Genomic DNA, 14,174 nt, shown 5'->3' with positions numbered 1-14,174 from the left:
ACCGCGGGTGAGTGTCCGCACCTCGTTCAGGCGTCCGCACCGGTCCCGGCCAGGGCGGCGGCGACGGTCGGGTACACGGACACCGACCGGCCCTCCGTCGCAGCCCGGCCGAGTGTGTCCCGGAACTGGCCGATGTCGCGTGCGACGCGAAGATCGATTCCCTTCCGACCGAGCGCATCCCGAAGCTCCATCAACATCTTCGCGGCGGTGACGTCCACGAAGGGCGAGGTCTCGGCGTCCAGCACCACGACACGGGTGCGGTCGGTGCACAGATCCTCGATGCGGGCCTTCACGTGGTCACAGTTCGCGAAGAACAGGCCCGCCTCGACCCGTACGACCACAACGTCGTCCCGGGTCGGGATTTCCGAGTGCCGTTCGGCATCCACCCACAGGGTGTCCTGCTTGACGAGCGCAGCCACATGGGGGCGGGACACTCGGTATAGCAGCAGCAGCATCGACACCCCTATGCCGATCACCAGGCCCGGCAGCGTGTCGAACAGCAGCACGCCGGCCATCGCGGCGATCGCCGCGGCGAAGTCGGCCCGCGCCGCATAGCCGTAGATGCTCCCCAGCCGCTCGGTCCACACCCCGTAGAGGTGCCGCAGCGCCGCGAAGTCCACCAACTCGATCACCGCGGCGATCACGACCGCGGCCAGCGTCGCCTCGGGCAGGTTCTCGAACAGTCCGGTCAGGAACAACAGCGTCAAGATCGTCAGCGCGGCCACCATCAACCCACTGACCTGCGACTTGGCACCAGCGCCGCCGTTGACGGCGGTCTTGGACAGGCTGCCGTTGACGACCATCCCCGACGCCAGGCCGGCACCGAGGTTGGCGGCGCCGAGACCCATCAGTTCCCGGTTGGCGTCCACGTCGTAGCCGGCCTTCGCGGCATAAGTCTTGGCAGCGCCGAGCCCCTCCGCGAACCCGATGAGCAGCACCCCTACTGCCGGCCCCAGCAGGTCGATGTAATCGTCGAAACCCACGCCGGACGGCAGTCCCAGCGACGGCAGACCCGAATCGATGTGGCCGACGATCGTCACGCCCTTGTCGGCGAGGCCGAAGACGCCGACCGCGGCGATACCGATCAGAACGGCGAGCAGGGAACCGGGAACCAACGGTAGCCACCGTTTGAAGCCGAGCACCACCGCCAGACTCAGCACACCGACCACCAGCGTCCGCCAGTCGGTGTCGCCGAGATGCCGGATCACGCCCCACGCCTGCTCGAAGAAGTTGCCATCGGACTTCTCGACACCGAACAGCTTGGGGACCTGACCGATGATGATGGTGAGCGCCAGGCCGACGATGAAACCCTTGAGCACCGGCTCGGAGATGAAAGACGCGATGAATCCGAGGCGGATCAACCCGGCCAGTAGCCCGACGATTCCCGTCGCGATCGCCAGGACCGTCGACAGCGCGATGTACTTGCCACCGTCGGCACCTGCCAGCGGCGCGATGATCGCTGCCGACAACGCGGCCGTGGCCGACATCGGCCCGACTATGAGGTGACGCGAACTGCCCGCTGCCGCATACAGGATCAGAGCCGGGACAGCGGCGTACAGACCGACTACCGGGGGAACGCCCGCAATGGTGGCGTACGCGAGGGCTTCCGGCACCAGCACGGCCCACACCGTCAGCCCGGCAACCACGTCCGGGCGGATCCACTCACGTCGGTAGGACTGCAACGAGCCGAAGACGGGCCATGTCCGTTTCGTAGGCGTCACGTCGCCATGCTCCGTCGCCATCACCAGTTCCTCTTCACACACGACGGGTGAAGAGGAAACGCACCGTAGCGCCCACTATCTCGACAACGGACCTGTACCGAACCATGACCGCACTGTGCTGGAGGATCTCATGGCCAAGGAGTTCGAGGGCATCATCAATGTCGACATCCGTGATTCCCAACCGGATTGGAGTGCATTCACCGCCGACAAGGCTCCCGAGGGTGCACCCAACGTTCTCGTCGTACTGTTCGACGACACCGGCACCGCCGCTTGGTCGCCGTACGGCGGACGGGTGAGCATGCCGACCCTCGACCGCCTCGCTGCCGACGGACTCACCTACAGCCAGTGGCACACCACGGCACTGTGCTCCCCCACCAGGTCCTGCTTCCTGACCGGCCGGCCTTCATCCGGGATTCCAAGCAGACGGAGCCGGACAAGCCCTGGTACCTGTGGTTCTGCCCGGGCGCGAACCATGCCCCGCACCACGCGCCGCAGGAGTACATCGACAAGTACAAGGGCATGTTCGACGACGGCTACGAGGCGTACCGGGAATGGGTGCTGCCCCGGCTGATCGAGCGTGGCATCGTTCCCGCGGACACCGAACTCACCGAGATCAACCCGATGCCGCCGGGCACGTTCTCCGAGGGTGATGCGGTCCGGCCGTGGGACACACTCAACGGCGACGAGAAGAGACTCTTCAGCCGGATGGCGGAGGTGTTCGCCGGATTCTCCGAATACACCGACGCCCAGGTCGGGCGGATCATCGACTACCTCGAGGAATCGGGCCAGCTCGACAACACTCTCGTGATCTATGCCGCCGACAACGGTGCGTCCGGAGAGGGCAGTCCCAACGGGTCCGTCAACGAGGGGAAGTTCTTCAACGGCTACCACGACACGATCGCGGACAACCTCCCGCTCATCGACAAGCTTGGCAGCCCCGACACCTACAACCACTATCCGACCGGGTGGGCGGTCGCATTCTCCACGCCTTACCGGATGTTCAAGCGATACACGTACCAGGGCGGCATCTGCGACCCGCTGGTGATCTCGTGGCCGAAGGGCATCGCGGCACGCGGCGAGGTTCGCGACCAGTACCACCACTGCACCGATATCGTTCCGACCATTCTCGAGGCGTGCGGTGTCGCCGTGCCGGACGTCGTGAACGGTGTGAAGCAGAGTCCCCTGTCCGGGGTGTCGATGCGATACTCGTTCGACGACGGGGATGCGCCGACCCGCAAGCGAACGCAGTACTACGAGATGTTCGGCAACCGCGCAATCCGGCACGACGGATGGAAGGCCGTCACCGAACATGGCCCGATGAGCGGCATGAGCAACTTCGACCGGGACAAGTGGCAGCTCTTCCACACCGACCAGGACCGCTCCGAAGCGCGCGACCTGTCGGCAGATCATCCCGAGATGGTGCAGGAGTTGTCCGCGTTGTGGATGGAGGAGGCGAAGGTCAACAAGGTACTGCCCCTCAACGATCTGCTCGTGGTGGGTAAAGACCTCGAGACCTTCCTGAAGCTCGAGTTCAACGTCCCGGTGCCGCCGAGTGGCCAGTACATCTATTACCCCGACACCAGCGAGATCGCAGAGCGATCGGCGGCGAACACGCACGGCGTGTCGTTCAAGGTCCTCTCCGAGGTACACACCGAGACCGACACCGAGGGCGTGATCTTCGCGCACGGTTCGCGGTTCGGCGGCCACGCGCTGTACATCAAGGACGGCGCGGTCCGGTACGTCTACAACTTCCTCGGTGTGGGAGACGTGCAGGTGGTGGAGGCACCGGCGCCTCGGGCCGGCCACCACATCATCGGGGTCGACTTCCGCAAGGAACGGACGGGTGAACATCACGAGTCCTACGGACCCGCCGCCCTCCATATCGACGGCACGGAGGTCGCGTCCGCGGAGATTCGCACGATGACCGGCCACTTCTCCCTGTGCGGTGAGGGCCTGTGCATCGGCTACGACAGTGGCGATGCCGTGACCAGCGACTACACCGGCCGCTTCGAGTATCGAGGTGGCCGGATCGTCAAGGTGGTCTTCGACGTCGCCGACGACGCGTATGTCGACGTCGAAAAGCACCTGCAGGCCGCAATGGCCAGAGATTGAGAGACATATCGCGCGAAAAATCGCCTGCCCGCGTTAAGCTTCGGGCGCTACGTGGGGTTCACCCGGGAGCCCTCTCGGGTGAGGGCTCGTTATGTGGGAGGCATGTCGGGTGTCGATCGCGCAGGTCAGGAGTTGCGCTGCGGGCGCTGATATTCCAGCGTTCCGGAGCGATCGGATCGTGTTTCGGGAACGGCTCGCGGATGCGCTCGACGCCGCCTTCGAGGGTCCGACCGCCGTGCACGTCGCTTTGGCCTGCGCCCCTGCAGGTTCAGGGAAAACCACCCTACTGTCCGGCTGGGCTCGTCGAGCGCGCAGCGACGGTGGACAACCGATCACCGCCTGGGCCACGGTCGACGACCACGACAACGACTCGCACGTACTGCACGACACGCTCGTCGCAGCGCTCGTCAACGCGGGCGATCCCGAGTTGCGCCGCATCTGCCGGGGATTGCCGCCGCCGTCTCCCGCGCAACGGTTTCCGATCGGTGAGGCGCTGAGACAGTTCGCCGATCCGATCCGCCTCGTCATCGACGACGCACACCTGCTGCACGACCCCGATGCGCTCGCGGATCTCGAGTCGTTCCTGCGCGCTCCCCCTGCCCGCCTCCGAATCGTCATCGCCGGCAGATTCGAACCGCCCCTTGCCGTTCAGCGCCTGCGACTCGACGGCAAGGTGTTCGACCTCGACTTCCGGGATCTCGCCTTCACCGCGGACGAAGCTGCCGAACTGCTGACCGAACACGATGTGCACCTTCCTGACACTGATCTCGCCGCGCTGATGAAACGCACCGAGGGGTGGGCGGCAGGATTGAGACTGGCGGGAATGTCGCTCGCAGGCCACCCCGATCCCGCCGGACTGATCGCCAACTTCACCGGCGATCGACGCGCGGTGGCGGACTACCTCTTCGAACAGGTCCTCGAAGGGCTCGAACCCCGAGAACGCGAGTTCCTGCTCTACACATCGGTACCCGCCACCTTCACTGTCGCACTGGCCGAACAGCTCACCGGCTACACCGATGCACACGACATCACTGATCGACTCGAGCATCAGAACTGCCTCCTCAGCCGGATCGAGGAGTCCCCCACAGTCTTTCGATACCACCCGCTCCTCCGAAGCTACCTGCGCGCGGAAACGACGCGCCTCGGCGCGAAGGCTGTGGCACAACTGGAGCAGGCAACCGCCCAGTGGTACACCGAGTTCGGCGATGCTCTGCTCTCACTCGAACACGGCATCAACGCCGGCGATCACGACCACGTAGTCGGGGTCCTGTCCGAATCCGGCCTCACCCTGGTGCAGAACGGCCATGGTGAGACCGTCCAACGGCTCCTCGCGCGAGCGTCGAGGTCGGTGCGGGATCATCCCGCGGCCCGACTGGCGGACGCCGCGGCCGCCCTTGCCATCGGCAACACACCTGCCGCCGAGTCCACACTTGCAGCGCTGGAACCGAGTTGGCCGCCGCTCGATGGAACCGCGGATCGTCAGCGTCTGCTCCATGAATCCCTGCGCGTGCAGGCGGCGATCCGGACCGGCGACCTCACTCCCGCACTCGCGCGCCTGTCCCTCGTCGATGCCGGGACCACCGGCGATCCCGAACTGGACGCGTTCGTCCTGCTCCAACTGGGGCGTGGGCGGCTCTACCAGGGAGACGCCGCTGGGGCCGAAGGCCCGCTGCGCCGAGCGCTCGCGCACGCGCGGGCCGGCCGGAGCCCGCGCACGGTACTGCATGCTCTCGCCGCCCTCGCGGCGGCATCCGTCTGTCGCGGCAGGGTTTCCGAGGCAGCAGAATTCGCTGACGAGGCAGTCGAACTGGGCCGCGACGCGGAGCTGACGCACGATGTCGAGACCCACCTGGCAGTCCTGCTCGGCGCGTGGTGCCGATGGATCCGGCTCGAGGACGCGACCGAGTCCGCCGGCACTGCCACGGTGGCGCTGGTGGACCTCGACACCGACCTGGCCCGGGCCGCATCGTCCCTCGCCGCCCTGTTCGGACTCGCCACGTCGCAGGATCGACACGGGTCGGTGGCCGCGATCCATGCGGGTGGCGGATCGAGTCGACACCGGCCGCCGCCGGGCATCGCGGCCGCTGTATTGCCCTCGATCCATTCGGCCTATCTGCTTGGGGGCGAATCACAGTGGGCCAACGAATGCGTCGCCCGTTCCGCTGTCGCGCTCCCCGGGACCGGGGACGCGGTGGTGATCGATGCGCTCGCGCACCTGCACGACCAGCACTTCGAGCGGGCCCGGAAGCTGCTCGTCCCGGTGCTCGACGGCAACCTGATGTGCATTGCAGCAACGAACCTGATCACTGCGTGGCTCGCCGAGGCTGTGGCGGCGCACCGGCGCGGACACCGCGCTCGTACCCACTCCTCCTTGGCGGAGGCGCTGCGACTCGCCGAACCCGAGTCGGTGCTGCGCCCGTTCCATGACGTCGACCCGTCAATTCGAGACCTGCTACTGAACAGCCAAGGCAGATTTGGACACCTCGGAGGTTTCGCGGATCGCGTCGTCGCGTCGCTCCCGGCCCGCGAGTCGGGGCCCACCGAGGCGCTGACTCCCCGGGAACTCGAACTACTCGGCGAACTTCCGTCGTGGCGAACTGCCGAGCAGATTGCGAACGACCTCTGCGTATCGGTGAACACCGTCAAGACCCACCTGCGCGGGATCTACCGCAAACTCGGCGTCACCACCCGGCGCGACGCGGTCGCCGCCGCGCACACGCGCGGACTGCTCTGATCGGGATTCACCATCGATGGGTGAGGTGACCCGGACCGCACGACGGCATCCTCGGAAGACCGGGTTCCGCGACCCGGTCGGGGCAGTTCACCTGACATGCCGAGGGAGGCGTCATGGCGCAATCCGATCCGGGCTGGCCGGCCACCGTGCGTTACGCGTTCCTCGTCGGTGGTGAACTGTCCGAACGGGTTCTCGCGGCTTTTCCGGAACTGCAGGTGTCCGAGACGGCTCGCGCCCACACCACCCTCTACGGCCCCGTCCGCAGCCCCACCGAACTGCGTGGCATGCTCGCGCGATTCGACTCGTTGGGACTCACCGTCATCGAGATGCGGCGCCTGCCGGACTGAGTCGTTTCAGCTCAACCGTCGTGGCGTTCGGTCACCCGCACCAGGCGATTCTCCGCCGCGGCGAACGCGTGACGCGTCGACTCCCCGATGGTGTCGGTCGACGGGTAGATCTCCAACGCGATTCCCTGACCGGCCAACCGCTCGTCGTCCCAGTACCGCGAGGCGCCCTCGCCGACGCCGCTCAGATACACCCGCCCACCGGCTGCGTCGAGGCGCTTCGCGTAGTCACGGACGACGGAGAAGAACGTCGCACCCAGCGTGGTACGACCCCGAAGTTGCAGGATCACTTCCGGATTCACCGCTCCACCCGGATCGGGCAGCCGAGCCTGCAGTGTCCGGGCGCCGGCATAGAAGAGGCTGCCGTAGACGTCGAGGACGACGATCTGCCCGTCGGCCAGGGCGCGCGGGGCGGGCTGCTCGCGCAGAGCGCCGTCCGAACCGGGCACCAGTTCCACCACCGACAGGTCGATGGCCTCCTGGTTGAGCTGTAACAGCAAAGACAGCGCTACGCCGATTCCGACCGCGGCGGTCACCGGAAGAAACAGTGTCGCAACGAAGGTGGTCGCAAGCGCGATCTGCGAGCTCGGGCCGGACTGCAGGATCGTCCGGATCCGGCTCGGCCGGATGGAGCCGACCGCGGCGAACACCAGCACCGCGGCGAGCGTCGGCATCGGCACCTTCCCGACCAGCCCCGAGAACAACACCAGGATGATGAGCATCCAGATGCCCGACCAGACGGCGCCCCAGCGGCTGCGCGCGCCCGCGGTCTCGTTGAGCGCCGTCTGCCCGACCGAGCCGGCGACCGGCATGCCCCCGAAAGAAGGCCGAGCCGATGTTGCCGATGCCCTGCGCCGAGAAGTCCACGTCAGCCTGCGACCGGCTGCCGTCCAGGTTCGGTGCCGCCTCGGCCACCCCGGCGCCCTGCACGAGCACGATCACCGCGACCGCGAGTGCCCCACTCACCAGCGAGGGTGACAAGAGCCCCAGATCGGGCAGGCTGGGTAGCGGCAGGCCGGTGGGGATGGTGCCGACGTCGGACACGCGGTCCACGAGTGCCCCAGCCGAACCCGATCACGATCGCACTCGGCACGACCAGCGCGATCAGCGCGATCAGCGCGATCAGCGCGATCAGCGCGCCGAACAGCGCCAGCCGCGTGCGGGCGAGGACCACGGACAGCAGCAGCGCCGTCACGCCCGTCACCAGGGAACGCCAGTCGATGCTCGACGGGTTGGACACCACGTCGAAGAACTTGGCGACCGCGACGGACCCGCTCGCGTCGGCGCCCGCGAGACCGGGGACCTGCCCGAGCACGATGTTCACCGCGATGCCGGTGAGGAAACCGGTCATCACCGAGTGCGAGACGAATCGCGTGTAGCGGCCGAGGCGCAGCAGCGCTGCCGCGACCATCACGACACCGGCCATCAGCGTGAGCAGGATCAACGCCCCGGACCGATCCTCTTCGGGGATGTCGGCCACCGCCGATCCCGCGGCCAGGGCGGCGGCGCTGGTGGTGGTGATCACCATCAGCTTGGTGCTGGTCTGCATACCACCGAAGAGGGGACCCGCGAAGCTCGCGTAGAGCCCGTGGACCGGGCTCACGCCGGCAAGCACACCGGACGCCATGCCGTCGGGCACGCTGCTGATCGCACCGGGGATTCCCGCGACGAAGTCGGCCTTGAAGGACTTCCGCTCCGGGAGACGCGCACGAATCCATCCCCGCACCGCCCCGCGCACATCGGACATGTCGGCCAGTCTGCGCAGCGGAGCGGTCCGCGTCCTCACTCGCCGCGGATGATGTCCAGCGCGTCTACCGGCCGACCAGTCGAATCTTCGCCTCGATCCGGTGGATGCGCGGGTCGTCGGCGGGGATGACGAACGTCTCGTGAACGTGCGCGGTGGCGAGTGTGCGACCGAACATGCCGGCGTCGATCAGGTAGTCGGCCACTACCTCGTCGCCCTCCACTCGATACTGCTCGTCACGGATTGCGCGGATCACCCGGAACTGTGGGCCACGCGAAAGGCTGCGGCGCAGGTGGTTTCCTGAAAGGCCCGTCTTGAGGCCCATCTCGTAACGCACCGCGTTCGGCGCGTACGGCACCGAATCTCCGTCGTGGCTGAGCAGGGCGGCCACATACGAGCGGGCCGCGTCGAGCTGTGCTGTCATGCGCACAGTCGACCACGTCGACCCCGCCCTCGGTGTGAATTTGCTCCCCACTCCGCGCGTGCTGGAGAGACGCAGGAGTACAGTGCCAGCTATGCAGCGCGCACTCCTCCTTGGGTGCCGCGGCGGGGTCTGATCCAGACTGGCTTCCCGTCGCGGGGTTCTCTCGTGCGCCGGTCGACTCAGCTGTCGGACTCATAAAGTCCACATTCGAACTTGGAGATCAATCCCATGTCCCCCGCTGACGCCTTTACTTCCGGATCGCGCACCATCACTCCGCCGTCCAAGCCGGCGCCTGCTGACCAGCCGATCTGGAACACCCAGAAGAACTCGTCGATGCCGACTTTCCGCTACCGCTCGTTCGGTGAAGAGGTCGAGACTGTCTCGCTGCCGGATCGCAGCTGGCCCGACAAGGTCATCGACCGCGCCCCGCAGTGGTGCGCCGTGGACCTGCGCGACGGCAACCAGGCCCTGATCGACCCGATGAGCCCCGCCCGCAAGCGCCGCATGTTCGAGCTGCTGGTCCGGATGGGCTACAAGGAGATCGAGGTCGGCTTCCCGTCCGCGAGCCAGACGGACTTCGACTTCGTCCGCGAGATCATCGAGGACAACGCGATCCCGGACGACGTCACCATCCAGGTGCTGACGCAGTCCCGTCCCGAGCTGATCAAGCGCACCTTCGAGGCCTGCGACGGCGCGAAGAACGTGATCGTGCACTTCTACAACTCGACGTCGATCCTGCAGCGTCGCGTCGTGTTCCGCGCCGACAAGGACGCGATCAAGAAGATCGCCACCGACGCCGCCGCGCTGGTGCTCGAGGAGGCGAAGAACCACCCCGACACCAACTGGCGCTGGGAGTACTCGCCCGAGTCGTACACCGGCACCGAGCTGTCGTACGCCAAGGAGGTGTGCGACGCGGTCGTCGAGACCCTGGGCGCCACCCCCGACAACCGGGTGATCATCAACCTGCCGGCCACCGTCGAGATGGCCACGCCCAACGTGTACGCCGACTCCATCGAGTGGATGCACCGCAACCTGACCAAGCGCGACAGCATCATCCTGTCCCTGCACCCGCACAACGACCGCGGCACCGGTGTCGCGGCCGCCGAGCTGGGCTACCAGGCCGGCGCCGACCGCATCGAGGGCTGCCTGTTCGGCAACGGCGAGCGCACCGGCAACGTGTGCCTGGTGACACTGGGTCTGAACATGTTCACGCGCGGCGTCGACCCGCAGATCGACTTCTCGAACATCGACGAGATCCGTCGCACGGTCGAGTACTGCAACCAGCTGCCCGTCCACGAGCGGCACCCGTACGGCGGCGACCTGGTCTACACCGCGTTCTCGGGCAGCCACCAGGACGCGATCAACAAGGGCCTGGACGCGATGAAGGCCGCGGCCGACGACCAGAACGCCGATGTCGACGACATCGTGTGGGAGGTCCCCTACCTGCCGATCGACCCCAAGGACGTGGGCCGCACCTACGAGGCCGTGATCCGCGTGAACTCGCAGTCCGGCAAGGGCGGCGTCGCCTACATCATGAAGGCCGACCACGGCCTGCAGCTGCCGCGTCGTCTGCAGATCGAGTTCTCGCAGGCCGTCCAGAAGATCACCGACGGAGAGGGCGGCGAGGTCTCCCCGAAGGAGATCTGGGACGTGTTCTCCGAGGAGTACCTGGCCCCGGTCAACCCGCTCGAGCGCATGCGCCAGAAGGTGACGGCGTCCGAGGAGGACGGCGGCACCGACGCGATCACCGCGGTCGTCAAGGTCAACGGGGCCGAGCAGGAGATCTCCGGGTCCGGCAACGGTCCGCTCGCCGCGTTCGTCGATGCACTGGGCACCATCGGCTTCGACGTCCGCGTCCTGGACTACTCCGAGCACGCGATGTCCGCCGGTGACGACGCCCAGGCCGCGGCCTACGTCGAGTGCGCGGTGACCCTGCCCGACGGCACCAGCAAGGTCGTCTGGGGCGTCGGCATCGCCACCTCCATCACCACTGCGTCGCTGCGGGCCGTCGTCTCGGCGGTCAACCGGGCGCACTGAGTTTTCCGAACTCCTCGAGAGGGGCCGCATCCGTGAGGGTGCGGCCCCTTCTTCGGCATGGGATTCCGATTCGTAGCGGGTATCGCGGCGGCGCTCCTGGGTCGTGCGGCGCAACCGCACCGCAATTGAGCTGAGCGCCCATTCCTCGACGCGAGCCGCGGGTTTCCGCGGAAGCCGACGAGGAGTGGGCGCTCAGGCCGATGCGGGAGGCCGACGAACGCGGAATCCGACGGTAATCGCGGCCGTCGAGATCGTGACGCGGATTTCACCTACAACGAATGACCCAATTGCGGCGGCCGTTGTGTCACAGTCAGTTGCACTCTCGACCGAACACGTGAATGGAGCCGTCCGCATGGACTCTTTCTGGGATTTTCTCTGGGTGATTCTCGTCAGCTTCGCGTTCGTCGCCTACCTGATGCTGTTGTTCTCGATCATCACGGACCTGTTCCGGGATCACAAGAGCTCCGGCTGGGTCAAGGCAATCTGGGTGGTCTTCCTGATCATCCTCCCGTTCATCACCGCCCTCGTGTACCTGATCGTCAAGGGCGACGACATGACAAAGCGGTCCATCGCTTCCGCACAGCACATGAAGGACGCGCAGGACTCCTACATCCGCCAGGTGGCCGGTAAGTCCGGCGCGGAGCAGATCGCCGACGCCAAGTCGCTGCTCGACTCCGGCACCATCACGCAGGAGGAGTTCCAGGCGCTCAAGGCCAAGGCTCTCGCCAGCTGACCTGGGCACTCGCGGGTCCACGCGGCACTCGTCGCTCGGCTTTTCGTGATGCCGCGCTCCCGATCGGGAGCGCGGCATCGCCGTTTCCGGAGCGGCCGCCCGGCGCCGGGCGGCGTCCCCGATCGGCCTGTGGAAAACTCGGCACGTGGGAACTAGCACTCGGATCAGTCTGCGCGGACGCCTCGCCCTGCGTGCCGCGGCCGCTGCGGCGTGGGCATCGCAGAAGGCCGGACGCGGCAAGGGCTCGATGATCGGCGGCCTGATCGCGCTGAAGATCGACCCGACCCTGATGGAGCAACTGGGTCGCGGACGCCGCAGCGTGGTGATCACCGGCACCAACGGCAAGTCGACCACCACCCGCATGACCGCGGCGGCGCTGGCGACGCTCGACGAGGTCGCGACGCAGGCCGACGGCGCCAACATGGACGCCGGTATCGTCGCCGCGCTCACCGCGCGCGTGAACGCCCCGCTCGCGGCCCTCGAGGTGGACGAGCTGCACGTCCCGCACGTGTCCGACGCCGTGAACCCCGAAGTCGTGGTGCTGCTCAACCTCAGCCGCGACCAGCTGGACCGGGTCGGCGAGATCAACATGATCGAGCGCAAGCTGCGCGCCGGCCTCGAACGGCACCCCGACACGATCGTGGTCGCGAACTGCGACGACGTGCTGGTCACCTCCGTCGCCTACGACTGCAAGAACGTGATCTGGGTGGCCGCGGGCAGCGGTTGGGCCAGCGATTCGGTGAGCTGCCCGCGCACCGGCGAGCCGATCGTGTGGGACGGCCCGAACTGGCGCAGCACCGGCTCCGACTTCGCGCGTCCGACGCCGGACTGGTGGCTCGACGACGACAACCTGTACGGCCCCGACGGGCTTGTGCTCCCGATGAAGCTGACGCTGCCGGGCAGGGCGAACCGCGGCAACGCGGCCCAGGCCGTCGCCGCCGCCGTCGCGATGGGGGCGAAGGCGGAGGACGCCGTGGCCGCCGCATCGATCGTCGAGGAGGTCGCCGGCCGCTACAGCACCGTGCAGGTGGGCGCGCACTCCGTGCACATGCTGCTGGCGAAGAACCCGGCCGGCTGGCAGGAGGCGCTGTCGATGATCGACCACAGCGTCGACGGCCTCGTCATCGCCGTCAACGGCCAGGTCCCCGACGGCGAGGATTTGTCGTGGTTGTGGGACGTGCGCTTCGAGCACTTCGAGGGAGTCAAGGTCGTCGCCGCCGGTGAGCGCGGCACCGACCTCGCGGTCCGCCTGACGTACGCCGGCGTCGAGCACACGCTCGAGCCGGACCCGTTGAAGGCGATCGCGTCGTGCCCGCCCGGACGGGTCGAGGTACTCGCCAACTACACGGCGTTCCGTGACCTCAACACCGCGATCGCGAAGGAGAACAGCCGCGATGTCTGAGTCGACGGTCCGCATCGGCCTGGTCCTGCCCGACGTCATGGGCACCTACGGCGACGGCGGCAACGCCCTGATCCTGCGGCAGCGCCTGCGCATGCGCGGATACGACGCCGAGATCGTCGACATCACGCTCAGCGATCCCGTCCCCGACTCCCTCGACGTCTACACCCTCGGTGGCGCCGAGGACTCGGCGCAGCGCCTCGCGACCCGCCACCTCAACACCTATCCGGGCCTGCAGCGCGCCGCCGAGCGTGGCGCACCCGTGCTCGCGATCTGCGCGGCGATCCAGGTGCTCGGGCACTGGTACGAGACGTCGGCCGGCGAGCGCGTCGAGGGCGTCTCGATGCTCGACGCCACCACCACCCCGCAGGCCACGCGCTCGATCGGCGAGGTCATCACCACGCCGCTGATCGACGGTCTGACCGCTCCCCTGTCGGGATTCGAGAACCACCGCGGTGGAACGACTCTCGGCGCCGACGCCGAGCCCGTGGGCCGGGTGACCCACGGCGTGGGCAACGGCGTCGGCGACGGACTCGAAGGCGTCACGCAGGGCTCGGTGATCGGCACCTACATGCACGGACCGGTACTCGCACGGAATCCGGAGCTGGCGGACCTGCTGCTGAAGCGCGCCCTCGGGGTGGACGAGTTGGCGCCGCTGGATCTGCCCGAGGTGGAGCAGCTGCGCCGCGAACGGTTGCGGGTGCGCTGAGTCGGATCGACGCCGACGAGGGAAAGGTCCCCAGACAGGGGTTCGGCCGGGAATGCTTTCACACCCTCGGCCGGATCTCTGTTTCACGAGCCTTTCACCGTTACCGATTACTCACTCGATCCGCACTGCTAATACTACGCGCGGACCGGCGCGCCGCAATGCCTCGAACGGGCCGATCCAATTTGTGACTGTTTCCTGAACAATGTGACCTGAGTGT

The 14,174-nt window shown here is 67.3% G+C and carries 9 protein-coding genes and 3 pseudogenes; 7 read left to right on the top strand and 5 right to left on the bottom strand.

What is annotated here, in order from left to right:
- Positions 1 to 26: 26 nt before the first annotated feature.
- On the bottom strand, positions 27 to 1,742 hold the full coding sequence (locus tag HUN07_RS02745; protein WP_174907784.1) for a SulP family inorganic anion transporter: 1,716 nt from the start codon (positions 1,740 to 1,742) through the stop codon (positions 27 to 29).
- A 109-nt stretch (positions 1,743 to 1,851) separates the two neighbouring features.
- Here HUN07_RS02745 and HUN07_RS02740 point away from each other — a divergent pair.
- The 3 genes and pseudogenes from HUN07_RS02740 (at position 1,852) to HUN07_RS02730 (ending at position 6,914) form a co-directional block, all read left to right on the top strand.
- Positions 1,852 to 3,833 (top strand): annotated as a pseudogene (locus HUN07_RS02740) (arylsulfatase).
- Positions 3,834 to 4,011: 178 nt separating this feature from the next.
- Positions 4,012 to 6,567, top strand: a complete 2,556-nt coding sequence (locus HUN07_RS02735; RefSeq protein ID WP_254622763.1) for a LuxR C-terminal-related transcriptional regulator — start codon at positions 4,012 to 4,014, stop codon at positions 6,565 to 6,567.
- Positions 6,568 to 6,680: 113 nt separating this feature from the next.
- Entirely contained in the window at positions 6,681 to 6,914 is a 234-nt protein-coding gene (locus HUN07_RS02730; protein WP_174907780.1) for a hypothetical protein, read from the top strand.
- An 11-nt stretch (positions 6,915 to 6,925) separates the two neighbouring features.
- Here HUN07_RS02730 and HUN07_RS26770 read toward each other — a convergent pair whose 3' ends face one another.
- The 4 genes and pseudogenes from HUN07_RS26770 to HUN07_RS02720 all read right to left on the bottom strand — a co-directional run bounded on the left by HUN07_RS26770 (position 6,926) and on the right by HUN07_RS02720 (position 9,079).
- Complete coding sequence (locus HUN07_RS26770; protein ID WP_254622762.1) at positions 6,926 to 7,723, bottom strand: SulP family inorganic anion transporter; 798 nt, start codon at positions 7,721 to 7,723, stop codon at positions 6,926 to 6,928.
- Positions 7,724 to 7,796: 73 nt separating this feature from the next.
- A pseudogene (locus HUN07_RS26765) lies at positions 7,797 to 7,955 on the bottom strand (hypothetical protein); the annotation flags it as partial.
- 82 nt (positions 7,956 to 8,037) lie between these two features.
- Positions 8,038 to 8,538 (bottom strand): annotated as a pseudogene (locus HUN07_RS26760) (SulP family inorganic anion transporter); the annotation flags it as partial.
- A gap of 184 nt (positions 8,539 to 8,722) precedes the next feature.
- Positions 8,723 to 9,079, bottom strand: coding sequence for a hypothetical protein (locus HUN07_RS02720; protein ID WP_114721200.1), 357 nt, complete (start codon positions 9,077 to 9,079; stop codon positions 8,723 to 8,725).
- Positions 9,080 to 9,307: 228 nt separating this feature from the next.
- On the opposite strand from HUN07_RS02720, the gene leuA reads away from it, so the two are divergent.
- The 4 genes from leuA to HUN07_RS02700 all read left to right on the top strand — a co-directional run bounded on the left by leuA (position 9,308) and on the right by HUN07_RS02700 (position 13,957).
- The gene (gene leuA / locus HUN07_RS02715; RefSeq protein ID WP_174907778.1) at positions 9,308 to 11,116 is read left to right on the top strand and encodes a 2-isopropylmalate synthase; all 1,809 of its coding nucleotides are present in this window, start codon (positions 9,308 to 9,310) and stop codon (positions 11,114 to 11,116) included.
- 352 nt (positions 11,117 to 11,468) lie between these two features.
- Entirely contained in the window at positions 11,469 to 11,849 is a 381-nt protein-coding gene (locus tag HUN07_RS02710; RefSeq protein WP_114721205.1) for an SHOCT domain-containing protein, read from the top strand.
- A gap of 145 nt (positions 11,850 to 11,994) precedes the next feature.
- Positions 11,995 to 13,251 carry a Mur ligase family protein gene (locus HUN07_RS02705; protein ID WP_114721207.1) on the top strand — a complete coding sequence of 419 codons (1,257 nt, stop codon included), beginning with the start codon at positions 11,995 to 11,997 and terminating at the stop codon, positions 13,249 to 13,251.
- On the top strand, positions 13,244 to 13,957 hold the full coding sequence (locus HUN07_RS02700) for a type 1 glutamine amidotransferase (protein WP_114721209.1): 714 nt from the start codon (positions 13,244 to 13,246) through the stop codon (positions 13,955 to 13,957). The genes HUN07_RS02705 and HUN07_RS02700 overlap by 8 nt, the downstream gene beginning before the upstream one ends.
- Positions 13,958 to 14,174: the final 217 nt, after the last annotated feature.

It is taken from the genome of Rhodococcus sp. W8901, from assembly GCF_013348805.1.
Lineage (GTDB): Bacteria > Actinomycetota > Actinomycetes > Mycobacteriales > Mycobacteriaceae > Prescottella.
Note: the sequence above shows the minus strand (reverse complement) of the source record. Positions and strands in the feature narration are given on the sequence as shown.